26 protein-coding genes and 4 pseudogenes are annotated in these 23219 nt (G+C 69.0%); 13 read left to right on the top strand and 17 right to left on the bottom strand.

All coding sequences use genetic code 11. The annotated features are described in order from the left end of the window. From KAE78_RS10525 to KAE78_RS10510, 4 genes are all read right to left on the bottom strand, one after another. Positions 1–234 (bottom strand): hypothetical protein, encoded by a 234-nt coding sequence (locus KAE78_RS10525; RefSeq protein ID WP_223170814.1) that lies wholly within the window; start codon positions 232–234, stop codon positions 1–3. A gap of 282 nt (positions 235–516) precedes the next feature. Further along, entirely contained in the window at positions 517–783 is a 267-nt protein-coding gene (locus tag KAE78_RS10520; RefSeq protein ID WP_223170813.1) for a PIN domain-containing protein, read from the bottom strand. Positions 784–942: 159 nt separating this feature from the next. Beyond that, positions 943–1224 carry a hypothetical protein gene (locus KAE78_RS10515; protein ID WP_223170812.1) on the bottom strand — a complete coding sequence of 94 codons (282 nt, stop codon included), beginning with the start codon at positions 1222–1224 and terminating at the stop codon, positions 943–945. Positions 1225–1278: 54 nt separating this feature from the next. Then, complete coding sequence (locus KAE78_RS10510; RefSeq protein ID WP_223172462.1) at positions 1279–1938, bottom strand: LuxR C-terminal-related transcriptional regulator; 660 nt, start codon at positions 1936–1938, stop codon at positions 1279–1281. Between the two features lie 664 nt (positions 1939–2602). On the opposite strand from KAE78_RS10510, the gene KAE78_RS10505 reads away from it, so the two are divergent. Beyond that, a complete protein-coding gene (locus tag KAE78_RS10505; RefSeq protein WP_223170811.1) occupies positions 2603–2995 on the top strand; it encodes a YccF domain-containing protein in 393 nt (130 codons plus the stop codon). A 4-nt stretch (positions 2996–2999) separates the two neighbouring features. Here KAE78_RS10505 and KAE78_RS10500 read toward each other — a convergent pair whose 3' ends face one another. The 7 genes from KAE78_RS10500 to KAE78_RS10470 form a co-directional block, all read right to left on the bottom strand. Then, positions 3000–3230, bottom strand: coding sequence for a hypothetical protein (locus KAE78_RS10500; RefSeq protein WP_223170810.1), 231 nt, complete (start codon positions 3228–3230; stop codon positions 3000–3002). Next, complete coding sequence (locus tag KAE78_RS10495) at positions 3227–3466, bottom strand: hypothetical protein (RefSeq protein ID WP_223170809.1); 240 nt, start codon at positions 3464–3466, stop codon at positions 3227–3229. The genes KAE78_RS10500 and KAE78_RS10495 overlap by 4 nt, the downstream gene beginning before the upstream one ends. Positions 3467–3635: 169 nt before the next feature. Next, positions 3636–3986, bottom strand: a complete 351-nt coding sequence (locus tag KAE78_RS10490) for a hypothetical protein (protein ID WP_223170808.1) — start codon at positions 3984–3986, stop codon at positions 3636–3638. Positions 3987–4084: 98 nt separating this feature from the next. Continuing rightward, a complete protein-coding gene (locus tag KAE78_RS10485; RefSeq protein ID WP_223170807.1) occupies positions 4085–4363 on the bottom strand; it encodes an LPXTG cell wall anchor domain-containing protein in 279 nt (92 codons plus the stop codon). Beyond that, positions 4357–4767, bottom strand: coding sequence for a hypothetical protein (locus KAE78_RS10480; protein ID WP_223170806.1), 411 nt, complete (start codon positions 4765–4767; stop codon positions 4357–4359). The genes KAE78_RS10485 and KAE78_RS10480 overlap by 7 nt, the downstream gene beginning before the upstream one ends. Further along, the gene (locus KAE78_RS10475; RefSeq protein WP_223170805.1) at positions 4764–7625 is read right to left on the bottom strand and encodes a lamin tail domain-containing protein; all 2862 of its coding nucleotides are present in this window, start codon (positions 7623–7625) and stop codon (positions 4764–4766) included. Before KAE78_RS10475 ends, KAE78_RS10480 begins: the two co-directional genes overlap by 4 nt. A 112-nt stretch (positions 7626–7737) precedes the next feature. Then, positions 7738–8724, bottom strand: coding sequence for a glycerophosphodiester phosphodiesterase family protein (locus tag KAE78_RS10470; RefSeq protein WP_223170804.1), 987 nt, complete (start codon positions 8722–8724; stop codon positions 7738–7740). 91 nt (positions 8725–8815) lie between these two features. Between KAE78_RS10470 and KAE78_RS10465 the strand changes: the two genes are divergently transcribed. The 3 genes from KAE78_RS10465 to KAE78_RS10455 all read left to right on the top strand — a co-directional run bounded on the left by KAE78_RS10465 (position 8816) and on the right by KAE78_RS10455 (position 10494). Then, positions 8816–9709 carry a Bax inhibitor-1/YccA family protein gene (locus tag KAE78_RS10465; protein ID WP_223170803.1) on the top strand — a complete coding sequence of 298 codons (894 nt, stop codon included), beginning with the start codon at positions 8816–8818 and terminating at the stop codon, positions 9707–9709. Between the two features lie 228 nt (positions 9710–9937). Continuing rightward, a complete protein-coding gene (locus tag KAE78_RS10460) occupies positions 9938–10213 on the top strand; it encodes a GlsB/YeaQ/YmgE family stress response membrane protein (RefSeq protein WP_223170802.1) in 276 nt (91 codons plus the stop codon). Between the two features lie 116 nt (positions 10214–10329). Then, complete coding sequence (locus KAE78_RS10455) at positions 10330–10494, top strand: hypothetical protein (RefSeq protein ID WP_223170801.1); 165 nt, start codon at positions 10330–10332, stop codon at positions 10492–10494. Positions 10495–10586: 92 nt separating this feature from the next. Here the strand turns inward: KAE78_RS10455 and guaA are convergent. The 3 genes and pseudogenes from guaA to KAE78_RS18740 form a co-directional block, all read right to left on the bottom strand. Continuing rightward, positions 10587–12163 (bottom strand): annotated as a pseudogene (gene guaA, locus KAE78_RS10450) (glutamine-hydrolyzing GMP synthase). Further along, positions 12160–12732, bottom strand: a complete 573-nt coding sequence (locus KAE78_RS10445; protein WP_223170800.1) for a DUF3817 domain-containing protein — start codon at positions 12730–12732, stop codon at positions 12160–12162. The pseudogene guaA and the gene KAE78_RS10445 overlap by 4 nt, the downstream one beginning before the upstream one ends. Positions 12733–12773: 41 nt before the next feature. After that, the gene (locus KAE78_RS18740; RefSeq protein ID WP_317451759.1) at positions 12774–13019 is read right to left on the bottom strand and encodes a hypothetical protein; all 246 of its coding nucleotides are present in this window, start codon (positions 13017–13019) and stop codon (positions 12774–12776) included. Between KAE78_RS18740 and KAE78_RS18735 the strand changes: the two genes are divergently transcribed. Next, positions 13008–13268, top strand: a complete 261-nt coding sequence (locus KAE78_RS18735; RefSeq protein ID WP_317451758.1) for a hypothetical protein — start codon at positions 13008–13010, stop codon at positions 13266–13268. The two genes, KAE78_RS18740 and KAE78_RS18735, sit on opposite strands and share 12 nt — an antisense overlap. Here the strand turns inward: KAE78_RS18735 and KAE78_RS18730 are convergent. Both KAE78_RS18730 and KAE78_RS10435 read right to left on the bottom strand, forming a co-directional pair. Further along, positions 13240–13602 (bottom strand): hypothetical protein, encoded by a 363-nt coding sequence (locus KAE78_RS18730; RefSeq protein WP_317451757.1) that lies wholly within the window; start codon positions 13600–13602, stop codon positions 13240–13242. The genes KAE78_RS18735 and KAE78_RS18730 overlap by 29 nt on opposite strands. Positions 13603–13619: 17 nt before the next feature. Continuing rightward, positions 13620–14737, bottom strand: a pseudogene (locus tag KAE78_RS10435) (GuaB3 family IMP dehydrogenase-related protein). Between the two features lie 297 nt (positions 14738–15034). Between KAE78_RS10435 and KAE78_RS10430 the strand changes: the two are divergent. From KAE78_RS10430 to KAE78_RS18725, 3 genes are read left to right on the top strand one after another with little or no spacing between them, the layout of a single operon-like run. After that, complete coding sequence (locus KAE78_RS10430) at positions 15035–16135, top strand: hypothetical protein (protein ID WP_223170799.1); 1101 nt, start codon at positions 15035–15037, stop codon at positions 16133–16135. Continuing rightward, entirely contained in the window at positions 16128–16922 is a 795-nt protein-coding gene (locus KAE78_RS10425) for an FAD-dependent oxidoreductase (protein WP_317451756.1), read from the top strand. Before KAE78_RS10430 ends, KAE78_RS10425 begins: the two co-directional genes overlap by 8 nt. Continuing rightward, entirely contained in the window at positions 16841–17236 is a 396-nt protein-coding gene (locus KAE78_RS18725; RefSeq protein WP_317451755.1) for an FAD-dependent oxidoreductase, read from the top strand. The genes KAE78_RS10425 and KAE78_RS18725 overlap by 82 nt, the downstream gene beginning before the upstream one ends. Before the next feature lie 69 nt (positions 17237–17305). Here KAE78_RS18725 and guaB read toward each other — a convergent pair. Further along, positions 17306–18806: pseudogene (gene guaB / locus KAE78_RS10420) on the bottom strand (IMP dehydrogenase). 227 nt (positions 18807–19033) lie between these two features. Between guaB and KAE78_RS18720 the strand changes: the two are divergent. The 5 genes and pseudogenes from KAE78_RS18720 (at position 19034) to KAE78_RS10400 (ending at position 23096) form a co-directional block, all read left to right on the top strand. Beyond that, positions 19034–19456, top strand: a complete 423-nt coding sequence (locus KAE78_RS18720) for a hypothetical protein (protein ID WP_317451754.1) — start codon at positions 19034–19036, stop codon at positions 19454–19456. Then, entirely contained in the window at positions 19417–20379 is a 963-nt protein-coding gene (locus KAE78_RS10415) for a branched-chain amino acid ABC transporter permease (protein ID WP_317451753.1), read from the top strand. The genes KAE78_RS18720 and KAE78_RS10415 overlap by 40 nt, the downstream gene beginning before the upstream one ends. A 12-nt stretch (positions 20380–20391) precedes the next feature. Further along, positions 20392–21369 (top strand): branched-chain amino acid ABC transporter permease, encoded by a 978-nt coding sequence (locus KAE78_RS10410; RefSeq protein ID WP_223170798.1) that lies wholly within the window; start codon positions 20392–20394, stop codon positions 21367–21369. Further along, positions 21359–22329 (top strand): annotated as a pseudogene (locus KAE78_RS10405) (ABC transporter ATP-binding protein). Before KAE78_RS10410 ends, KAE78_RS10405 begins: the two are co-directional and overlap by 11 nt. Beyond that, on the top strand, positions 22326–23096 hold the full coding sequence (locus KAE78_RS10400) for an ABC transporter ATP-binding protein (protein WP_223170797.1): 771 nt from the start codon (positions 22326–22328) through the stop codon (positions 23094–23096). The pseudogene KAE78_RS10405 and the gene KAE78_RS10400 overlap by 4 nt, the downstream one beginning before the upstream one ends. The last annotated feature ends 123 nt before the right edge of the window (positions 23097–23219 follow it).

Genomic DNA, 23219 nt, shown 5'->3' with positions numbered 1-23219 from the left:
TCAGTCGCAGCCGCAGGTGCCGGAGGCGTTCTTGACCATGAAGCACACGTCGCAGACCCCGTAGTCACGCTCGATCAGCTTCGGCTTGGGCGCGGCGCGCGGCGTCGGCTCCCGTCGTGCCGCGCGGGGCTTGGCCCCGCCTGTCGTCGCCTGCGCGTACTCGCTCGGGTGGGTGACGTAGAAGTACGGCGCCCGGCCTTCGCTCGGCTGCAGGCGCAGCACGGCCTTGCCCACGACGATCTCCTCGTCCTCGGAGAAGCCGTTCGTGTACGTCTTGCCGATGTGCAGAGAGGCCCCTCTCCGCGGCGGATCGCCTCGATGTATCGACCGCGATCGATGAGGGAGGTGACGCCTGTCGCGGTGACGATCGCCTCGATGAACGCGTGGTTCACCGGATCGATCCGGTGCGCGCGCAGCGCCTCGGTCAGCGAGCGGTACGGCTTGGAGGTTCCGGCGGGGGTAGGGCCCTGGACTTCTTTCATCCCCTCCAGGATCGCACGTGCAAGGTGGCTCCGGTCACCCGTTCCCGGGCAGCTCCCAACGCAGACCCGGAAACTTCGCGAAGTCGCGGTCGAGGGAGACCAGTGTCGCACCGTGCTCGATCGCAACGGCGGCGATCGCCGCGTCCGATACGAGGTTCCCTCGGGCGTCGACCGCACGACACAGCTCGGAGAAGATGTCCCAGTGCCGCGGCCCGGAGCCGAGCCGGGTGACTCCCGGATGCCGCAACAGCTTCTCCACGAACGACAGCGTCGCCTCTACATCGGCGGGCTCTTTGTACACCCTGGGTTCGTCATGATCCGCACGAAACCAGCGATCACCGTGTCGATGAGCCCGAGCCGCTCAGGCCCGTTCACCGCCCCGAGAGCCAGGCGGCGGCATCGTCGTGGAAACGAGAATCCGTGCGGTGCGCGTGGAGCATCATGTTGACGTCAGGAGCGATCACGAGGCCGCCCGCTCAGAGGCGCGTATCTGCTGCACAGCGAAGTCATCCTCATCGAGGATGTCGTGAATCTGTTCCTTGTTCGTCACGTCGACACCGGGGAGTGTTCCTTCCCGACCGGGCGACGGTGAGAACGGCACAAGCACGAACGGCTCGTGCCGAGTTTCGAGCCGCCTGGCCAATTCGCGTCGCAGCGCCTCCTCCAGCACCGACGTGAAGGTCTGATCAGCGGCGCGAGCAGCCTCTTTCGCCTGGCGAAGAAGCTCGTCCGGGAGAATCACCGTCGTCCTCATGCATACAAGCATATCAGTCGATATGCCTATATGCTCGGCACATCACAACAGCCGGCGCTCCGAGGCCCACGCCGTCAGCTCGTGCCGCGACGACAGCTGCAGCTTGCGCAGCACGGACGAGACATGCGTCTCGACGGTCTTGATCGAGATGAACAGCTCGGCTGCGACCTCCTTGTAGGCGTAGCCGCGGGCGATGAGGCGCATGACCTCCTGCTCCCTCGCCGACAGCCGGTCCAGCTCGTCGCCGGTCGCCGCCGTCTCCCCCGCGACGGCGCCGAAGGCGTCGAGCACGAAGCCCGCCAGGCGCGGCGAGAACACCGCGTCCCCGCCGGCGACGACCTGCACGGCCTGGCTCACCTCCGCACCCGAGGAGCCCTTCGTGATGTACCCGCGGGCGCCGGCGCGGATGACGCGGACGACGTCCTCCGCGGCATCCGACACGCTCAGCGCGAGGAACCGCGTCGCAGTCGCGCCGACGCCGTGGATCACCGACTCGCCGCCGGTCGCATCGTCGCCCTCGGCGCCGGGCAGGTGCACGTCGAGCAGCACGACGTCCGGCTCCGCCGCGGAGATCACGGAGACGGCGGATGCCACATCCGCCGCTTCGCCCACGACCTCGATCACGCCGTCGAGGTCGGCGCGCAGCCCCGAGCGGAAGATGGAGTGGTCGTCGACGATGACGACGCGGATCGGATCAGCCACGACGTTCTCCCCCTCCAGATGCCCCGTTCCCCGGTAGCGCAGGTGCACCTCGGTGCCGGTCTCGTCGCTGCGGACCGTCGCGATGCCGCCGATGCGCCGCATCCGCCCGATGATCGACTCGCGCACGCCCCAGCGGTCGGTGTCGACGGCGTCGAGGTCGAAACCCTCGCCGCGGTCGCGCACGTACACGTCGACCCCGGTCGCCGAGCCCTCGATGTAGACCGACACCTCGCCGCCGGCGTGCCGTGCGGCGTTGAGCATCGCCTCGCGGGCCGCGGCCGTGACCTCGCCGCTCGCGCGCTCGGTCGAGAGGCCCGCCGAGACGACGTCGATGCGCACCGGGTAGTCGAGCTCGAGCGCCCCGCCGTAGTCGCGGAGGTCGGTGGGCAGATCGCTGTCGGCGGGCGAATCGCCGTCGTAGAGCCAGGCGCGCAGCTCGCGCTCCTGGGCGCGGGCGATCCGGGCGACCTCGCTGGAGGCGCCCGCCCGGTTCTGGATAAGCGCTCCGTCGCGCGCAGCGCCACGGCGAGCAGTCGCCCCCGCAGCCCCGCAGTAGTCCGCAGATCTGCACAACCTCGCAGGGTTCCCCGGAATCCCTGCGAGGTTGTGCAGATCCACGAGGAAGTGCGGCGTACGCACAGCATCCGATTGAGACAATCGGAGCATGCGCACGCTGCTCAACATCATCTGGGTGATCTTCGCCGGCTTCTGGCTGTTCGTCGGCTACGTCGTCGCCGGCATCCTGCTGTGCATCCCGATCATCACGATCCCCTGGGCGATCGCCTCGTTCCGCACCGCGAACTACGCCTTCTGGCCCTTCGGCCGCACGATCGTCAGCAAGCCGACCGCCGGTGTGGGCTCCTTCCTCGGCAATGTCATCTGGGTGATCCTGGCCGGCTGGTGGCTGGCGCTGGGGCACATCTTCTCCGGCATCGCGCTGTGCCTGACGATCATCGGCATCCCGCTGGCGATCGCCGACTTCAAGATGGTGCCGATCTCGCTCATGCCGCTGGGCAAGGAGATCGTCTCCACGCGCGACGGCGCCGGCGCGCTGTGACGGCTCAGATCTCGTAGGAGTCCGGACGGAGCGCCTCGACCCGCCGCCACCGCAGCGACAGCAGCAGACCGACGACGAAGAGCAGCGCACCGACGCCGAAGGCGACCCAGGGCGTCTCGTCAGGGACGCCGAGATGCGTGGCGATGTCCAGGACGCGCGTGAGGCCACCGGGCAGCAGTCCCCACTGATCGCCCTCCGCCGTCTGCACCCACTCGAGCCCGACGAGGGCGATCATGAGCGAGGGCACGGCCAGCCCCGCCCCACCGCACCCAGGATCGCGCCGATCGCGCGTCGTACGCCCACCTGCACCGACATCGCCCAGCCGGCGGCGATGAACACCCAGACGAACAGGGCGAAGGCGACCGTGATATACAGCACGCGCCGCGAGGGGTCGGACAGGAAGGCGGACCAGTAGCCGCCGGGACCGGCGAAAGACAGGGCGAACAGGGTGAGGATGCAGCGCAGCACCACGACTCCCCGACGGCGGCGATCACCGGGTACGGCGAGCGGGAGTGCCCGAACAGTCGCCGCAGCACGAGCGCGAAGACCGTCCACGTACCCAGGACGACCGTCAGATGCACCCACGACAGGAAGGACGTCTGGATCGCCCTCGTGCCGATCAGAAGTGCCACCGGGATGATCAGCAGCAGCCAGTAGTCCAGTCGCAGCAGGCCCAGCGTCGACTCCCGGGCGCGCCAGGGCGGGTCGAGGCGAGCCAGGTCGCCCGCGCCGCGGCAGCACCGGGCCGGCGCACGAGCTGCGTGCGTGCGGCGAGGATGCCGATCAGCACCCAGGCGAGTGCCAGCACGAGGAGCCCGCGCGCCATCCACGCCATAGCCGGGTCCCGCGGCAAGGGCGCGTCGAGGTCGGGCCGCGACGTCGCGTCGAGGCTCAGCACGTCACCGACGGCGAGCCCGAGGCCCGCGCCCGTCGCCAGGATCACGACGATCGTGATGCACGCCAAAGCACCCCGACGTGCCGCCTCTGTCATGCGGTCGAGCTTAGTCCGATTTCCGCGGCCGAAACGCCGCGATCACGGTGGACCCCGCCCTGCCAGAGCAGGGTCGGGAGTCCACCCGGACCGCGGTGCTACCCGATCCGCGAGCGCCGCCGGACGAGGACGGCCAGCCCGCCGCCGGCCAGCAGCAGCAGGGCGATCGCCATCGCCCCGAAGGGGATGTCCGAGCCGGTGTCGGGGAGCCTCTCACCGGTGCCGGAACCTGCCGCAGTCACCTGGATCTCGGTCCATCCAAGCAGCTCGCCCTCGCTGTCGTAGACCGCGATCCGGTGGGTGCCGAGCTCGGCGTCAGCCGGGATCGTCACGGTGATGCGGCCCTGCGCGTCGAGCACGCCGCTGCCGATCAGCACCGGGTCGGAGTAGAGCCAGACGTCGACCGCCGTACCTGCGTAGGCGGCGCCGAGCGAGAGCACGATGCGCTCGCCCGCGCGGCGGATGCCGGTGCGTCGACGTCGCCGGCGTTGTCGGCCGTCAGCTCGTCGCCGCTCAGCGGAGGGGTGCCGCCCGAGCCGCCGTCGCCACCGGAGCCGCCGCCATCCGATCCGCCGTCATCGCCGCCGCCGGAGCCGCCGAGGAGCGTCCCCACGCGCAGGGACTGCGAGGTATAGCCGTCGGCGAACCACCACACGGGGCGCTCTCCGTCGACCGACAGTGAGACCGGCGCGGTCGCGAAGCCCTCGTTGTTGATGTCGGGAAGGCCCGCGGGGCGGGCGAAGTGCTCCACATCGGGGGTGTCGGTGCCGTTGAGGGTCACCTGCGCCGACCGCCCTGGCAGCCGTCGTCGCAGACCGCCCAGAGCACGCCCAGCACACTGTCGTAGTCGAGAGCCATGACCGCCGGCAGGCCGGGGTCGATCTCGGCGACGAGCGTGGCACCGCTGCTCGTGAGAGCGAAGACGAAGAGCCCACCGCCGTCCTCGACCGCGACGAAGAACAGCCCATCGCCGTGGCCCGGGTAGTCGCCCGGAGCGTAGGGCAGACCCGTGTTGTCGTCGTGCAGCTTTCCGGCGAGGACGTCGTCCGAGATCCACTCGATCGCCTCGGCACCGAGGTTGGCGCCGACCGGCGGGAGGAGGGAGGTGATGTCCCACTCGGCGATGGCGACGAGGTCGGATGCCGTGGCATCCGGATCCACCTTCAGGATGGTGTTCTCGTTGACGCTCTTCGCGCTGTTGTCACGCTCGGCGACGACGTAGACGAAGCCGGCGTCGTCGACCGTGATGCCCTCGGCGTCCGGCCCGGCCGCGGCGGGGTTGCCCGCATCGCGCTGGTAGCGCACGCGCTTGCCGTCCTCCCAGCCGGGGACGAGTTCCACCGAGCCGTCGGCGGATGCCGCGAGCTTCCAGATCGTGCCGGTGCCGTTGTCGACGGCCCAGAGGAACGTGCCCTCGGCCGTCTCCTGGACATCCAGACCCGAGCTGTCCTCGAGGAAGGTCGGCGTCTGGTCGAGCACCCGCACCTCCGCCGAACCGGGCCACGGCGAGACGGGGATCTCACCGACGCAGACGTTCGGGGCGCCCTTGGTGGGCTCCGCCGTCACCGCGAAGGGCCCCGTGGTGTCGGGGCAGCGCCCCCACGTGGTCGCCGCGTGCCCGGCACCCCAGGTCGTCGAGTCGATGAGCCGGTCGCCCTCGAACAGGCGCACCGAGTCGCCGCCGCCCAGGCCGAAGCCCAGCTCGTCGCGCTCGATCACGAGGTAGCCGCCCGGGGCGATCACGGTGCCCGCCGGGATCTCGTAGGCGTGGTCGTCCTCCTCGTCCTTCACGACGATGCCCGAGACGTCGAGCGGGTCGATCGTGGGGTTGACGAGCTCGATCCAGTCGTCGGGCGATCCGCCGTCGGACTCGACCTCGTTGATGCGCACCGGGTTGCCGCAGGCGTTGAAGAGGCCCTTTGTGCGCACCTCGACGCCGACGAACTCACCGGTGCCGTCCGGGCAGCGGCTCCACGAACCTGTGCCGGGGTTGTGCGCCGGGTAGCGGTGCTCGTCGACCGTGTTGCCGTTCGCGTCGCGCACCGTCACCAGGTCGCCGTTGCCGAGCCCGAAGACGAAGTCGCGCGGCTGGTCGAAGACGTAGAACTCACCGGGCTGGAGAACGGTGTCCGCCGGCAGAGGCGTGGTCTGGTCGGCGTGACCGAAGGGGTCCTCGTCCATCACGGTCCAGCCGGAGATGTCGACCGGCGTGGCCCCGAAGTTGTAGATCTCGACCCAGTCAGTGGCGTCGCCGTTGGAGACGATCTCGTTGATCGCGACATCCGGGGCGACGCAGCGGTTGCCCTCGCCCGGGGTCGCGTACGCGAGGACGAAGTCGCCGATGCCGTCGGGGCAGCGCGCATAGGTCGCCGCGGCGAAGTCGCCGCCGATCGCGGCGTGCGCCGTCCAGGCGCCCGTGCGGTCGACCAGGGTGCCCGTGGTGTCGAACAGGCGGATCTCATCCGCGCTGCCGATGCCGAACACGCCGAAGCCGGTCTCCACGCCCTCGGTCAGCCCGATGTCGCCCTCCTCGACGAGGAAGTACTCGCCGGCGCCGATGATCGTGCCCTCGAGGAACGCCCAGCGGTGGTCGAGGTCGTCGGCGTTGTCGCGCAGCTCGTATCCGGAGATGTCGAAGGGCTCGGTGCCCGGGTTGTACAGCTCCACCCAGTCGGAGGGCTGCGAGTCGACCTCGTTCAGCACGACCGTACCGGGGACGGCCGGCGGGGAGCAGTCGTTCGCCGCTCCGGGCGTCGCCGTCGTCGCGTGCGCCCAGTCGCCGGTGCCGTCGGGGCAGCGCGCCCACACCGCGATCGGCGCGGTGTTCTCGTAGGCGTACTCGTCGACGATCGCGCCCGAGGGGTCGTAGAGCACGACCTCGTCGCCCTTGCCGAGTCCGAAGGTGAAGTGCGTGTCCTGGACGAAGACGAAGAACTCGCCCGGCGCGAGCTCGAAGCCGGCGGGCGCCTCGCCGAAGCGGGCGCGGTTGTCGTCCGAGAACTTCCAGCCGGTCAGGTCGACCGTCTCGGAGCCGACGTTGTAGATCTCCACGCTGTCCTTGTCGTAGCCGGAGATCGGGTCGTAGATGATCTCGTTGATGACGACACCGGATGCCGGGACCTCCCCGCCGCCGGAGGCGAAGATGTTCGCCGCGCCCTTGGTGGCCTCGGCGGTCATCGACCAGACCAGTTCGCCGTCGACCTCCTGCGCGCCCCAGCTGGGGAAGGCGTGCGTGCCGGCCGGCCACGTGGTCTGGAGGATCGGCGTCTCGCCGTTCGCATCGCCCGGGGCGAACAGGCGCACGGAGTCTCCCCTGCCGAGCCCGAAGTCGAAGTCGCCGACGCCGCCCGTGAGCGTGTCGATCACGAGGTAGTCGCCCGGCTGGACGACGGTCCCGTCGGGGAACGTGTACGGGTTCTTGTCGCTCTCGTCCTGCACGATGTAACCGCTCAGGTCGACGGCGGCGTCCGAGTGGTTGTAGAACTCGATCCAGTCGTCGGGGCTTCCCCCGTCGGAGACGACTTCGTTGATGCGGATGCCGAACTCTTCGTCGGCGGCCGCGGCCGGTGCGGTCAGCAGCGCGGTGGCGGCGACAGCGCACACCACGGATGCGGCCAGCCCGCGAGACAGGCGAGACATGGGACTCCAGGGGTCGGGGACATCGGACCCGCCCAGTCGACCGAGTCCGCGTTGACTCGCGGCGCACGGCATCCGACCGTTCGGTGAACGGCCGGTGTCGATTCGGAGACGCCTACCGGCGGAAGAACTCCACTCCCAGATCGGGATGGTCGACGAACACGCCGTCGACGCCGGAGTCGGCGATCACCGCCCACTCCTCCTCGTAGTGGCCGAACTCGGCGGGGCCGCCCGCACTGCGGTAGTCGGATGCCAGGAAGGCGTTCTCCGGGCGGCACGTCCAGGTGAAGACGCGCAGGCCTCTCGCGTGCGCATCGGGGACGATCCTGCTTCCGCGGGAGAGCAGCATCCGCTTGTTGACGCTCACCCCGTCGACGCGGCCGATGAGCTCGTCGAGCCCTTCGGGAGAGACCGTCGACCGGTAGGTGCGCGCGGCGCGGCCGTGCACGGAGAACAGATCGTGAGGACGCCCGGTCGCCTCGATCAGATAGATGTACGAGGCGGCGATCCGCCGTTCGCGCAGTTGCCCGAGCACGGTCGACTCGAAACTCTCGATCACCAGCGGCAGCGCTCCGTCGGCCCAGCCGCTTGCGCGCAGGTCGCGCTCGATGAGCGGCGCGAGATCGAGTCCGATCCCGGCGAAGTGGGTCGCGTGCTTGACCTCCAGGACGACGCCGATCTCCCGGCCGTGCTCCAGCGATCCCGCCCTCACCAGATCGAGGACCTCGGTCAGACGCAGCATCCGCTGCTGCCCGTCGAAGCTTGCACTCGTGCCACGCACCTCGGGGAGGCGCTCACGGCAGCGCAGGGTCTCCAGCTCCGCCCAGGTGAAGTCCTCGGTGAACCAGCCGGTGATCCGATGCCCGTCGACCGACTTCGTCGTCTGGCGGTCCTCGAACTCGGGCCGCTCCGCGACATCCGTCGTGCCGGAGATCTCGTTCTCGTGCCGCACCACCAGGACGCCGTCGGAGGTCGCCACGACGTCGGGCTCCACAGCATCGACGCCCATCGCCATGGCCAGTTCGTAGGAGGAACGGGTGTGCTCGGGGCGATACCCGGGCGCGCCCCGATGCCCGATCACGAGCGGAGACTTCCTGGGCACGTTCTCAGCGTAGATCACACCCTGTGCATAGCCGCGACCGCTATCGTAGAGACAAGCGACCTTTAGATCCCCTTGGAGTGAGGCCAGCACCATGAGCAATCCCGCTTTCAACAATCCCGCGTTCCAGCAGCAGGATCCTCGTGCTGTCGCAACGTACCCCGGCAACCCGCAGGCCGGCGCGAACACCGCGGCCACCGCGCACCTGGGCGTGAACGCCGCCGCCAACGCGCAGCTCGAGGGCATGTACGCCGCCCCGCCGGCCGGCGCCATCGAGACCGACCGCATGACGGTCGAAGACACCATCTGGAAGACGGTCGCCCTGTTCGGCGTCCTCGTCGCGACCGCCGTCGTCGGCTGGATGTGGACCGCGAACACGCTCTACACCACGGGCCAGCTGACCATGGTGCCCTGGCTGGTCGGCGCGCTCGGCGGCTTCGTGCTCGCCATGGTCATCATCTTCACCTCGCGCAAGAAGGTGCGCCCGGCCCTCATCTGGGCCTACGCGGCCTTCGAAGGCCTCTTCATCGGCGCGATCTCGGCGTTCTTCGAGGTCATGTACCCGGGGATCGTCATGCAGGCGACGCTGGCGACGCTCGCCGTCGTGGGTGTCACCCTCGCCCTCTTCGCCAGCGGCAAGGTCCGCGCCTCGAAGAAGGCGACGAAGATCTGGATGATCGCCATGATCGGCTACCTGGTCTTCTCGCTCCTGAACCTCGTGCTGATGTGGACGGGCGTCAACGACAACGCCTTCGGTCTGCGCAGCGAGACGATCATGGGCATCCCGCTGGGCGTGATCCTCGGCATCTTCGTCGTGTTCCTCGCCGCGTACTCGCTCGTGATGGACTTCGACCGGATCCAGCAGGGCGTGCGCAACGGCGCACCCCGCAAGTTCGGCTGGATGGGCGCCTTCGGCATCATGGTCACGGTCGTCTGGCTGTACGTCGAGATCCTGCGCCTCATCGCGATCATCCGCGGCAGCAATTAGACACGGCTCGGATCAATGCCGCAAAGCGGCGTTGATGCGAGATCGTGTCTAGGTTGAGCGAGTTCGCGCGAAGCGCGAACGAGTCGAAACCTCTGGGCACTCTGCACGAAAGGCCCGTCCCTCGGGGCGGGCCTTTCGCACATCCGGCGACGCACCGCAAGGGTCTCGACAGCACGGCATCCGAGGAGGAGGATTCCTCACGTCAACCACGACGCAAAGGAGCACACCATGTCCTTCCTCGGATTCCTCCTCCTCGGCCTGATCGCGGGAGCCATCGCCAAAGCGATCCTGCCCGGCAAGCAGGGCGGCGGCTGGATCGCCACCCTCGTCCTCGGTGTCCTGGGCGCGATGCTGGGCGGCTGGCTCGGCAGCCTCCTCCTGGATCGCCCGCTCACCGAATTCTGGGACCTCGGCACCTGGGCGCTCGCGATCGGCGGGGCGATCCTCGTGCTGCTGATCTACGGCCTCATCGTCGGCCGGGGCAGCAAGAGCCGCGCCGACTGAGCCCTCCCGCTCCGCAACTCAGGAAAGGCCCGCCCTCTCGGGGCGGGCCTTTTGCACACTTCACAGCCGAGCGCAAGGGTCTTGTCGCTGCCGGCGACCACCGCGAGGATCACGACATGAATATCTTCCTGATAGTGCTCATCATCGCGGCCATCGTGCTCTTCATCGTGGGCGGTCTCGTCGAGGCCGTGCAGTTCCTGATCTGGGTCGCCGTCGGCCTGGTCGCACTCACTGTGATCATGTGGGCGATACGGGCGATCACGGGACAGAAGCAGCCCTGAGCCCCGCGCCGAACGCTGACGAGGGCCCGGGCGAGGACGATTCCGCGGAAACGATCCTTGCTCGGGCCCTCGTCACCGCTCCGGCGAGCGACTCACTCCCACTCGATGGTCCCCGGGGCTTCGACGTGACGTCGAGCACGACCCGGTTCACATCCCGCACCTCGTTGGTGATGCGGTTGGAGATCTTCGCGAGAACGTCGTAGGGCAGACGCGTCCAGTCGGCGGTCATGGCGTCTTCGCTGGAGACGGGTCGGAGCACGATCGGATGCCCGTACGTGCGGCCATCGCCCTGCACGCCCACCGAGCGCACGTCGGCGAGGAGCACGACCGGGCACTGCCAGATCTCGCCGTCCAGGCCCGCCTTGGAGAGCTCTTCCCGCGCGATCGCGTCGGCCTCACGGAGGAGGTCGAGCCGCTCGCGGGTGACCTCACCGATGATCCGGATGCCCAGTCCCGGCCCAGGGAAGGGCTGACGCCCGACGATCGCCTCGGGGATGCCGAGCTCGCGGCCGATCGCGCGGACCTCGTCCTTGAAGAGGGTGCGCAGCGGCTCGATGAGCTCGAAGTCGAGGTCTTCGGGGAGGCCGCCGACGTTGTGGTGCGACTTGATGTTCGCGGTGCCCGCACCGCCGCCGGATTCGACGACGTCGGGGTAGAGGGTGCCCTGTACGAGGAAGCGCACGGGCTCGCCGTCGGCCGCGGCCTCCGCCACGAGGTCGCGCTGGATCGCCTCGAAGGCGCGGATGAACTCGCGGCCGATGATCTTGCGCTTCTCCTCGGGGTCGGTGATGCCCGCGAGATGCCCGAGGAAGGTGTCCTCCGCCTCCACCGTGATGAGCCGCACACCCGTGGAGGCCACGTAGTCGTTCTCGACCTGCTCGCGCTCCCCCTTGCGCAGGAGCCCGTGGTCGACGAAGACCGCGGTGAGCTGATCGCCGATCGCCCGGTGCACGAGGGCCGTCGAGACCGCCGAGTCCACACCGCCCGAGAGCGCCGAGATCACGCGTGCGGAACCCACCTGCTCCCGGATGCGGGCGACCTGCTCCTCGATGACGTTGCCGCTGTTCCAGTCGGAGGCGAGGCCCACCGCCTTGTGCAGGAAGTTCTCGATCACCTCCTGGCCGTGATCGGAGTGCTTGACCTCCGGATGCCACTGCACCCCGTAGAAGCAGCGCTCGTCGTTGCCGAAGGCCGCCACGGGCGTGACCGCCGTGCGGGCGAGCACCTCGAAGCCGGCGGGAGCCTGGGCGACTTGGTCGCCGTGGCTCATCCAGACGTTCTGCAGCGGCGGCTGGCCGCCGAGCAGCACTCCGCCGTCATCGGTGAGGGTGGCATCCGTCGCCCCGTACTCGCGCAGCCCGGTGTTGGCGACCTCGCCGCCGAGCGCCTGGGCCATGACCTGGAAGCCGTAGCAGATGCCGAGGGTCGGGATGCCGAGGTCGAAGATCCCCGTGTCCAGGCGCGGTGCGCCCTCCTCGTAGACCGACGAGGGTCCGCCGGAGAGGATGAGGGCGACCGGCTTCTTCGCCTGGATCTCCTCCGCGGTGATCGAGTGAGGCACGAGCTCGCTGTAGACACCGGCCTCGCGCACGCGTCGGGCGATCAGCTGCGCGTACTGCGCACCGAAGTCGACGACGAGGACCGGTCGCTGGACGGTGTCGGCGCTCATGCGGTGACCTCCGCTTCCGTTGTCTCTTCGGTCCCTGAGCCTGCTGCTCCGGCCCCTGAACCTGTTGCGGTCCCTGAGCCTGTCGAAGGGTCCGATGCCTCGCGCTCCGCCAGATACTCCTTGACCTCGCGGGCCACGCGCGCCTCCATGAAGAACGACAGCAGGGGCACGATGCCGCCGAGGGCCAGCAGCAGGAAGCGGGGGAACCGCCAGCGCATGAGGCTCCAGATGCGGAAGCATGCGAACAGGTACACGACGTAGAACCAGCCGTGCGAGATGAGGATCAGCAGCGAGATGTTCACACCGTCGCCACCGGACTCCATCTCGCATCCGAGGCCGCCCGGCACGAACAGCGAGTACCACTCGCAGCCGGGTCCGGCGAAGACCGGTGCGAACCAGAGGAGCCCGCCGGTTCCTCCCGCGAAGAGCTCGACGTGGATGGGCGTGTACTTCAGGACCATTTCCAGCACGAGCAGGATCAGCATGACGCCGGTGATGATCGAGGCGATCTGGTAGAACTTCAGCGCCCCGCGGATCGCCGGGAAGCTGGCGACTTTGGGTTCGGGCATGCGTCCAGTCTAACCGCGCCGGTCGCCCCGTCCCGCCGCGCTCAGGCCGCCGCGCGGGCCTCTTCGAAGTCCTCGACCTCGCGCTCCCAGGAGTCGCGGGCCAGCCGGTACCACATGTAGAAGGCGAAGCCGGCGAAGATGGCCCATTCCACGGCGTAGAAGATGTTGAGCCAGTTGACCGTCGAGCCCTCCGTCGGCGGCGGCGAGGAGATGTCGACGAGCCCGGCGGGGCCTCCGCGGAGGCCAGGTAGGGGCGATAGACGTCGAGCTGCTCGATGTCGTGCCAACGGCTGAGGAGCATCGCGGGCGACATCCGCGACATCTGCTGCACGTCGTCGCGGGGCGGGAGCTGGACGCCTTCATCGGAGATCAGCCGGCCGGTGACCTCGGCGGAGAAGGGCGCGCGCGCGTTGAGATCGGATGCCACGGCATCCGCCGTCGCACGCTCGGGCGTCCACCCCACCGCCACGGCGATGGAGGTGCGCTCGGCGACCCGGAGCTGGCCCGTCACCCAATACCCCTCCCGCCCTCGTTGAATCGGGAGGACACGACGAGGAAGTCGCCGGGCACCCATTCACCGGTCGTCACCACCCGCTGGCCGACATAGGGCTCGGGCAGGTAGACGCCGGTCTCGACCACATCGGCGAGCGGACGGATCTCCTCGGTCATCCCCGGAGGCGGCGGGTCGGTGTCGATCGCGTTGCCGAGCTGCCACTGCCCCAGCCACGCGAACACCGCGGCCACGACGAGAGCGAGCCCGAGCATGCCGATCCACCAGGGGCGCAGCATCACCTCGCGCAGGGTGGGCGGGAATGCTTCGACAGGCTCAGCAACCGGTCGGGTCGGCTCGGCGACAGGGGGAATCGACACGGTGGATGCGGCGCCGATCAGGACTGCTCGTAGGGGGCGAGGACGACCTCGACGCGCTGGAACTCCTTGAGGTCGGAGTACCCGGTCGTGGCCATCGACTTCTTCAGCGAGCCGATGAGGTTGGCGGTGCCGTCGGCGACGGGCGCCGGACCGTAGAGCACCTCCTCGAGGCGGGCGACGCCGCCGACCTCGACGCGGCGACCGCGCGGAAGCTTGGGGTGGTGCGCCTCGGGCCCCAGTGGAAGCCGCGGCCCGGTGCGTCGGTGGCGCGGGCGAGCGCAACGCCCAGCATGACGGCATCCGCGCCCATCGCGATCGCCTTGACGATGTCACCGGAGGTGCCCACGCCGCCGTCGGCGATGACGTGCACATAGCGGCCGCCCGACTCGTCGAGGTAGTCGCGGCGGGCTGCGGCGACATCCGACACCGCCGTGGCCATGGGGGCATGGAGCCCGAGGGTCGCACGCGTCGTGGACGCCGCTCCTCCGCCGAAGCCGACGAGCACGCCGGCGGCGCCCGTGCGCATGAGGTGGAGGGCCGCGGTGTAGGTCGCGGCGCCGCCGACGATCACGGGGACGTCGAGGTCGTAGATGAACTTCTTCAGGTTCAACGGCTCGGCGGAGCTGGAGACGTGCTCGGCCGAGACGGTCGTGCCGCGGATCACGAAGAGGTCGACGCCGGCGGCGACGACGGTCTCGTAGAGCTCCTGCGTGCGCTGCGGGGTGAGGGAGCCGGCGACCGTGACGCCGGCCTCACGGATCTCGGCGAGACGCGCCTTGATGAGCTCGGGCTTGATGGGCTCCGAGTACAGCTGCTGCATGCGGACGGTGGCCTCGGCATCCGACAGCCGGGCGATCTCGGCCAGCAGGGGCTCGGGGTCGTCGTACCGGGTCCACAGCCCCTCGAGGTCGAGGACGCCGAGCCCGCCGAGCTGGCCGAGCATGATCGCCGTCTGCGGGCTCACGACCGAGTCCATCGGCGCGCCGAGGACCGGGATCTCGAAGGAGAACGCGTCGATCGTCCACGCGGTGGACACGTCCTCGGGGTTGCGCGTGCGGCGCGAGGGCACCACTGCGATGTCATCGAAGGTGTAGGCGCGGCGCGCGCGCTTTCCTCTGCCGAGCTCGATCTCCATGGTCACCCCTCCACACTACCCGCACGCCGCGACACCGCCTCATGCGCATCCGAGCTCGGGGGTGCGGCCGCTCTCGCGACTCCCGGCCACCGCCGAGAGCGTTGGTTGCCGTCGAGAGCGTCGGCTGCCGACGCAGCTACCGAACGCGATGGACGTTCCCCGACGCTCCGGCCGGCGGACACACCCTCGAATGCGACGACGCCGCATCCGCTTTCCACAGCGACGCCGTCCGGCGAATCCATCCACATCGGCCCGCGACCGTCCCGCGCCGACTGCCGCTCCCGGGAAGATGTCGGCATGCCGTCCGCGATCACCCCCGACGAAGCGCGCCGGATGCTGCGCTCACGCGAAGATCTCCTCGACGCCGGTCTCAGCGAACGCCGGATCCGGGCCCAGGTCGCCGGTGGCGAACTGCACCGGGTGCGCCGCGGGTGGTACGTCCCCACGCCTGTGTGGCAGGAGCTCTGGCCCGAAGGGCGCCACCTCGTTCACATCCTCGCCGTTGACCGCGACGCGCCGAACGGCATCATCGCAGCGGGCGTCTCGGCCGCGGTCCTGTGGGATCTGCCGCTGTACCGGCTGCGCCCTCGCCGCGTACATGTGATCTCGACGGCGCGCAGCAGGAGCGTCCCCGATGTCATGCGGCATGCCGTGGCGGCGGACGACATCACCGAGCGTCACGGCATCCGATGCACGCCGCTGGCCCGCACCGTTCTCGATCTGAGCTGTCAGCTGCCCATCGAGGCCGCGCTCTCCTGCGCGGATGCCGCCCTGCGGTCGATCGCGGTGACCGGGCAGGTGCAGGACGAGGGGCTGGCCGCGGCCTGGCGCGAGGAGCTCGGCGCTCTCGCGATGGACTCGCATGTTCCCGGGATCCGGCGCGCACGCCGCGTCATCGCCTTCAGCGATGGGCGCGCTCAACTGCCCGGAGAGAGCGTGAGCAGGCTCCAGCTGCGCCGCCTCGGTTTCCAGCGGATCACGCTTCAGGTTCCTGTTCCCCGCCCCGGCCGTCGGCCGTACTGGGTCGACTTCGGACTCGACGACGTGGCGGCGCTCGGGGAGTTCGACGGCGAGGGCAAGTACGTCGACCCGGAGCTGCGCGGCGACCGCTCCCTCGAACAGACGCTGCTGGCCGAGAAACAGCGCGAGGACTGGATCCGCGGAGTCACCCAGCGCCCGTTCGCGCGCTGGGGCACGAGCACATCACCACGCACGAGCGGCTCGGGGCGCGACTGGCGGCTTTCCGCATCCCTCCGCCCGGGCGCTGAGCTCCTTCGCCCGGAGCGTTGGGCGCCGTCGGGAACGTCCCTCCCCGACGTCGCTACCCGACGCGATGGACGCTGCCCGGCGTTGTGGAGAGAACACCGTGCCCAGGCCGCAGAATGGAGGGATGGGTGACACGAGGATCGTCGTCGTGGGCGGCGGCGCGATGGGGCTGGCGACGGGCTGGGCGCTGACCCGGCGAGGTGAGCAGCCGATCGTGCTCGAGCGCTTCGCCCGCGGGCACACGCGCGGCGCCTCGCACGGCGAGACCCGCAACTTCAACAATGCCTACGCCGAAGCGCATTACCTCGACCTGCTCGCCCGGGCGCGCGAAGGCTGGGACGCGCTCGGCTCCGTCGGCGGCGAGCCGATCCTGCGCCTGCACGGCCTCGTCTCGCACGGGTCCGGCACCGCGCTCGGCAGCGCGGCGGGCGTCGGTCTCATCGAGGTCGAGAGGGTGCTGCGGGAGCGCGGCATCCCCGCCGAGCTGCTGGACTCCGGTGAGGCGACGAGGCGCTGGCCCGGGATGCGCTTCGAAGACACGGTTCTGCATTCTCCGGATGCCGGTGTCGTGCGCGCCGCCGCAGCGCTCCGCGAGTTCGAGCGGCGCATCGCCGACGGCGGCGGGCAGGTGCGCTGGGAGACCCCGGTACGGTGCATCGAGGAGGACGCCGACGGCGTCACCGTGCACCTGGCCGATGGCGGAGACATCCGGGCCGACACGGCGGTCGTGACGGCGGGAGCATGGACTGCGAAGCTGCTGGACGGCATCCGCCTGCCTCCGTTGCGCGTGACCGAGGAGAGCCCTGCCCACTTCGCGCCGGCCGATCGGAGCCTGGAGTGGCCGTCGTTCAACCACTTCGTGGCGCCGGGGGCGTGGCCTTCGAACGTGTACGGGATGCCCACCCGGGCGAGGGTGTGAAGGTCGGCTTCCACGGCGTCGGCGACGAGGTGGACCCGGATGCCAGGCCGCACCGCCCGGTGCTGCAGAACGTGCTCGCTGACTATGTGCGCGCGTGGTTCCCCGGCCTCGACCCCGACAGCGCCGTGCCGCTCACCTGCACCTACACGTCGACGCCGACGGAGGCCTTCGTGCTCGACCGGCGCGGGCGCATCGTCGTCGGCGCCGGATTCTCCGGCCAGGGATTCAAGTTCGTGCCCGGAGTCGGCGAGACGCTCGCCGAGCTCGCGCTCGATCCCGCCGCCCTGGCCGCACCGGCTTTCCGCCTGGCCTGACGTCGGGCGCCGACGAACCTGGTCTCGAGCCGCGTCGGCGAGGATGCGGCCTCGCGACCCGAGGCCGGCTCAGCGCTTGTAGTTGGGAGCCTCGACGACGATCTGCACGTCGTGGGGGTGCGACTCCTTGAGACCCGCCGAGGTGATGCGCACGAACTTCCCGCGCTCCTTGAGCTCCTCGATCGTGCGGGCGCCGACGTAGAACATCGACTGACGCAGACCCCGACGAGCTGGTAGGCGACGGCGGCGACCGGGCCCCGGTAGGGCACCTGGCCCTCGATGCCCTCGGGGATGAGCTTGTCGTCGCTGGGGACGTCGGCCTGGAAGTAGCGGTCCTTGGAGTACGAGGTCTGCTTGCCGCGGGTCTGCATCGCGCCGAGCGAGCCCATGCCGCGGTACTGCTTGAACTGCTTGCCGGACTGGAAGACGATCTCTCCCGGCGACTCATCGGTTCCGGCCAGGAGCGAACCCAGCATGACCGAATCCGCTCCGGCCACGAGCGCCTTGGCGATGTCGCCGGAGTACTGCAGACCGCCGTCGGCGATGAGCGGGACACCGGCCGGCTTCGTGGCGAGGGAGGCCTCGTAGATCGCGGTGACCTGCGGCACGCCCACACCGGCGACGACGCGGGTCGTGCAGATCGAGCCCGGCCCGACCCCGACCTTGACGGCGTCCACGCCGGCGTCGACGAGAGCCTGCGCACCCTCGCGGGTGGCGACGTTGCCGCCGATGACGTCGATGTGGGCGAAGCTCTCATCGGACTTCAGGCGCCGGACGAGATCGATCACGCCCTGGGACTGCCCGTTGGCGGTGTCGACGACGAGCACGTCCACGCCGACGTCGCGCAGCGCCTCGGCGCGCTCCCAGGCGTCGCCGAAGAATCCGATCGCCGCGCCGACGCGGAGCCGGCCCTGGTCGTCCTTGGTCGCCAGCGGGTACTTCTCGCTCTTGTCGAAGTCCTTGATCGTGATGAGGCCGGCGAGCTTGCCGTCATCGTTCAGCAGCGGAAGCTTCTCGACGCGATGCTGCGCGAAGAGCGAGATGACCTCGCCCGCGCTCACCCCACCTTCGCGGTGACGAGGCTCTCGCTCGTCATGACGTCCTTGACCAGCGTGGTCTTGCGCTCGAAGCCCGAGACGAACCGCATGTCGCGGTTGGTCACGATGCCTACGAGCGTGCCCTCCTCGTCGACGACCGGCAGACCGGAGATGCGGTACTTCGCACACATCGCGTCGACTTCTTCGACGGTCGCCTCGGGGGTCGTCGTGATGGGGTCGGTGATCATCCCCGACTCGCTGCGCTTGACGCGGTCGACCTGGGCGGCCTGGTCCTGGACGGAGAGATTGCGGTGCAGGATGCCGATGCCGCCCTCGCGCGCCATGGCGATCGCCATCCGCGCCTCGGTCACGGTGTCCATGGCGCTCGACAGCAGCGGGGTGGCCACGGTGATGCGGCGGGTCACGCGGGATGACGTATCAGCCTCGCTGGGGATCACATCGGTATGCCCCGGCAGGAGCAGCACGTCGTCGTAGGTCAGACCGACGAAACCGAAGGGATCGGGCTGTTGCATCATGCCTCTTTCTCCGCGCAGCGAGTGTGTGTTGTCAATTCTAAGCGAGCAGGAGAGCGATCTATTCCCGGAACGAACGGTGACCCTTTGGTCTCGATTTCTCACGATTCGACAATTCTTCGCGCTGTGAAGTAGTCGAAATGCGTTGGACACACTACGCTCATAGCGTCGTTCATCAAGGCCGATGAACCCGAGTCGGGTCCTTGGTGCACCGGACTGGAGGATCTGTGGATTCCACGACCGCGATCACGAATCGCTCGAGAGCCCGATGGCTCGTCGCCATCTTCGGCGCGCTGCTATGCAGCTTCTTCCTGCTGGCGGGGGCGCCACCCGCCTTCGCAGAGGAGGCGCCGGTGGACCTGGTCGAAGAGGAGACCGGCGGCGAAGAGATCGGCGAGGAACACCCCTACCAGTTCCGCGGCATCGTCCGCTACGAGGGCGAGCCCCTGGAGGGCGTCCGCATCACGGTCGAGGGCGGCGGATACTTCGCCGAGGCGATCACGAACGAGGAGGGGCGCTGGAGCGTCGGGGTCCCGAGCGCGAGCCCCACACCATCACCCTCGACGAGGACACCCTCCCCGAGGGCATCATCGTCGAGGACGGCGCATCGATGGAACGCGAGTTCGGGCAGACGAACACCGCGAACGTGAACTTCTTCCTCGGCGTCGGCGAACGCGTGACGACGAGCTTCGTCGACCAGTTCGTCGAACGGCTCATCAACGGCCTCAACTTCGGTCTGCTGCTCGGTCTCGCCTCCCTCGGCGTGTCACTGATCTTCGGGACGACGGGACTGACCAACTTCGCCCACGCGGAGGCGGTCACCTTCGGTGCGGTGATGGCCTTCCTCTTCGGCGTGGGCTTCGCGCTTCCCATGTGGATCGCGCTGCCGATCGTCGTCGTTCTCGCCGCCGTCCTCGGCTGGCTCATCGACGCCGGGCTCTGGAAACCATTGAGACGAAGAGGCCTGGGCCTGGTGCAGCTCATGATCGTGAGCATCGGCCTCTCCTTCGCCGGCCGCTACACCTATCAGTTCTTCATGGGAGGTGACACCTATCAGCTCCCGGGCGCCGGCCAGACGAAGCTGCAGCTCTGGGGCCCCATCCGCCTCTCGGTGATCGACATGATCTCGATGGGCGTCAGCGCGGTGCTGCTGGTGGCGGTGGCCGTCTGGCTGCTGAAGTCACGCACCGGCAAGGCCACGCGCGCGATCTCCGACAACCCGCCGCTCGCCGCCGCCAGCGGCATCAACGTCGACCGGGTCGTGCGCATCGTCTGGATGCTCTCGACCGCCCTCGCCGCCATCGCCGGTGTCCTGTGGGCCTACTTCCGGCCGGGCCTGCGCTGGGACATGGGCATGCAGATCCTGCTGCTGATCTTCGCCGCCGTCGTGCTCGGAGGCCTCGGAACCGCCTTCGGCGCGATGGTGGGTGCCATCATCGTCGGCATCCTCGTCGAGATCTCGACGCTGTGGCTGCCCTCGGATCTGAAGTACGTCGGCGCGCTGGTCGTGCTCATCGCCATCCTGCTCGTCAGACCAACAGGTCTGCTCGGGCGAAAAGAGAGAATCGGATAGGAGGGCGCGCTCATGGACTTCGGACAGATCTTCTCCACGACCGCCGGCTGGATCCTCAGCCCGGTCACCATCGCCTACGCCCTCGCGGCCACAGGCCTCGCCGTGCACTTCGGCTTCGCGGGCCTGCTCAACTTCGGCATGGCCGGCTTCATGGCCCTCGGCGCCTACGGCTATGCGATCTCGGTGCTCAGCTTCGGCCTCCCCTGGTGGGTGGGAATCCTCGTCGGCATGCTCGCGGCGACCGGCTTCGCCATCATCCTCGGTATCCCGACACTGCGTCTTCGCGCCGACTACCTCGCGATCGTCACGATCGCGGCCGCCGAGATCGTGCGGCTGCTGTTCACGACGAACCTGTTCGGCCAGTGGACAGGCGCGGCGCGCGGCCTGAACAACTACCACGAGAGCTTCCGCAACGCGAATCCCTTCCCACCAGGGACCTACGGCTTCGGTCCATGGACGTACAACGAGAACCAGCTGTGGGTGCGCGTCTTCGGACTCCTCATGCTCGCCCTGGCCATCTTCATCGTCTGGTCGATCATGCGCAGCCCCTGGGGCCGGGTGCTCAAGGGCATCCGTGAAGACGAGGATGCCGTGCGCTCACTGGGCAAGAACGTGTTCGCCTACAAGATGCAGGCCCTCATCATCGGCGGCATGATGGGCGCCCTCGGCGGTGTCGTGCTCGCCCTGCCCTCGTCGGTGGTCCCCGCGCAGTACACGCCCCCGCTGACGTTCTTCATCTGGACGATCCTGCTGCTGGGCGGTGCTGCCACCGTCTTCGGCCCGGCCGTCGGAGCCCTGATCTTCTGGGTGATCATGGCCTTCCTCGACCTCGTCCTCCCGGCGATGGCCAACGCGGGCTGGCTGCCCATCACCGGCATCCAGGCGGGCACCATCCGCTTCATCCTCGTCGGCGTCGCGCTGATGCTCCTGGTGATCTTCCGGCCACAGGGAATCTTCGGCAACAAGAAGGAGCTGACCTTTGTCAAGTAACGCAGGCCCGGCACAGCCCCGGGCGAAGACGACAGGCCTCCATGTAGGCGACGCGGCCCCGGGCTGCGCCAAGGTCGACCCGATCCTCGTGGCCGACAACGTCACACGTCGCTTCGGCGGCCTCACCGCCGTGGACGTCGAGCATCTGGAGATCCCCGTCACGCGATCACCGCGCTGATCGGCCCCAACGGCGCTGGCAAGACCACGCTGTTCAACCTGCTCTGCGGCTTCGACAAGCCGAACTCCGGCACGTGGAGCTTCGACGGGATGCAGATCTCGGGCGTGCCCTCCTTCAAGGTGGCCCGCCGCGGCCAGGTCCGCACCTTCCAGCTGACCAAGGCCCTGTCGCTGCTCACCGTCGTCGAGAACATGAAGCTCGGCGCACCCTCGCAGCGGGGCGAGCGCCTGTGGGCGAGCGTCGTCCCCTGGCTCTGGCGCAAGCAGGACGACGAGATCGAGGTGAAGGCGCGCGAGTTGCTGGAGCGGTTCAAGCTCGACACCAAGGCCGAGGACTACGCCGCCAGCCTCTCGGGCGGGCAGCGGAAGCTCCTGGAGATGGCGCGCGCTCTCATGAGCGACCCGACGCTGGTCATGCTCGACGAGCCGATGGCAGGCGTCAACCCCGCCCTCACCCAATCGCTCCTGGACCACATCCTCGATCTGAAGCACGAGGGCATGACCGTGCTGTTCGTCGAGCACGACATGCACATGGTGCGTCACATCGCCGACTGGGTGGTGGTGATGGCCGAGGGCCGCATCGTGGCCGAAGGGCCGCCGGAGACCGTCATGCAGGATCAGGCGGTCATCGACGCCTACCTCGGCAGCCACCAGGACGTCGACCTCGGCGTCGTCACCGGCCGCGTCGCCGGCGAGGTCGACACGCAGGCGGTCGAGCTCCTCGAAGAGATCAAGGAAGAGGTCGAGGCATCGATCGAAGAAGCCGAGGAGGAGAACCGGTGAGCACCCCCGCATCCGATACCGCAGTGACGGGCCCCTCCCCGAAAGGCGAGGTCGTCGTCGAAGCGAAGGATCTCGTCGCCGGGTACCTCCCGGGCGTGAACATCCTCAACAGCGCCAATCTCGTCGCCCGCAAGGGCGAGCTGATCGGTATCATCGGCCCGAACGGCGCGGGGAAGTCGACCCTGCTGAAGGCGATCTTCGGCATGGTCCAGGTGCGCGGAGGAGACATCACCCTGGAGGGCGAGAGCATCGTGGGCCTCAAGGCCGACAAGCTCGTCGCCCGGGGCGTGGGCTTCGTGCCGCAGACGAACAACGTGTTCCCCTCGCTCACCATCGAGGAGAACCTGCAGATGGGGCTCTACCAGAAGCCGAAGGTCTTCACCGAGCGTCTCGAGTTCGTCTCCAGCATCTTCGCCGAGCTCGGTGGGCGGCTGAAGCAGCGCGCGGGGTCCCTCTCCGGTGGTGAGCGCCAGATGGTGGCGATGTCGCGGGCGCTGATGATGGACCCCGCGGTGCTTCTCCTGGACGAGCCCTCCGCCGGTCTCTCCCCCGTCCGTCAGGACGACGCGTTCATCCGCGTCTCCGACATCAACAAGGCGGGTGTGACGACGATCATGGTCGAGCAGAACGCCCGTCGCTGCCTGCAGATCTGCGATCGCGGCTACGTCCTCGACCAGGGCCGCGACGCCTACGAGGGAACCGGTCGCGACCTGCTGAACGACCCGAAGGTGATCGGCCTGTACCTGGGAACCCTCGGGCAGGACTGACATGTAGCCGTTTCACCGAGACGAGGGAGAGCGCCGCCGGGCTGGATGCCGGGCGGCGCTTCTCTTTTCCGCTCTCCGCCGGATGCGGCGAAAGATGATGCCCCGGCTCGGAGGGCAGTGGCC

Source organism: Microbacterium sp. NIBRBAC000506063, assembly GCF_017968845.1.
Lineage (GTDB): Bacteria > Actinomycetota > Actinomycetes > Actinomycetales > Microbacteriaceae > Microbacterium.
This window is presented reverse-complemented; position numbering and strand designations above follow the sequence as displayed.

Bases quoted from the DNA above. Each gene is read 5' to 3' on its own strand.
- KAE78_RS10505 (WP_223170811.1), top strand. From the start codon at position 2,603: ATGCGCACGCTGCTCAACATCATCTGGGTGATCTTCGCCGGCTTCTGG.
- KAE78_RS10500 (WP_223170810.1), bottom strand. From the start codon at position 3,230: ATGATCGCCCTCGTCGGGCTCGAGTGGGTGCAGACGGCGGAGGGCGAT.
- KAE78_RS10490 (WP_223170808.1), bottom strand. From the start codon at position 3,986: ATGACAGAGGCGGCACGTCGGGGTGCTTTGGCGTGCATCACGATCGTC.
- KAE78_RS10475 (WP_223170805.1), bottom strand. From the start codon at position 7,625: ATGTCTCGCCTGTCTCGCGGGCTGGCCGCATCCGTGGTGTGCGCTGTC.
- KAE78_RS10465 (WP_223170803.1), top strand. From the start codon at position 8,816: ATGAGCAATCCCGCTTTCAACAATCCCGCGTTCCAGCAGCAGGATCCT.
- KAE78_RS10460 (WP_223170802.1), top strand. From the start codon at position 9,938: ATGTCCTTCCTCGGATTCCTCCTCCTCGGCCTGATCGCGGGAGCCATC.
- KAE78_RS10455 (WP_223170801.1), top strand. From the start codon at position 10,330: ATGAATATCTTCCTGATAGTGCTCATCATCGCGGCCATCGTGCTCTTC.
- KAE78_RS10445 (WP_223170800.1), bottom strand. From the start codon at position 12,732: ATGCCCGAACCCAAAGTCGCCAGCTTCCCGGCGATCCGCGGGGCGCTG.
- KAE78_RS18735 (WP_317451758.1), top strand. From the start codon at position 13,008: ATGTCGTGCCAACGGCTGAGGAGCATCGCGGGCGACATCCGCGACATC.
- KAE78_RS10430 (WP_223170799.1), top strand. From the start codon at position 15,035: ATGCCGTCCGCGATCACCCCCGACGAAGCGCGCCGGATGCTGCGCTCA.
- KAE78_RS10425 (WP_317451756.1), top strand. From the start codon at position 16,128: ATGGGTGACACGAGGATCGTCGTCGTGGGCGGCGGCGCGATGGGGCTG.
- KAE78_RS10415 (WP_317451753.1), top strand. From the start codon at position 19,417: ATGGAACGCGAGTTCGGGCAGACGAACACCGCGAACGTGAACTTCTTC.
- KAE78_RS10410 (WP_223170798.1), top strand. From the start codon at position 20,392: ATGGACTTCGGACAGATCTTCTCCACGACCGCCGGCTGGATCCTCAGC.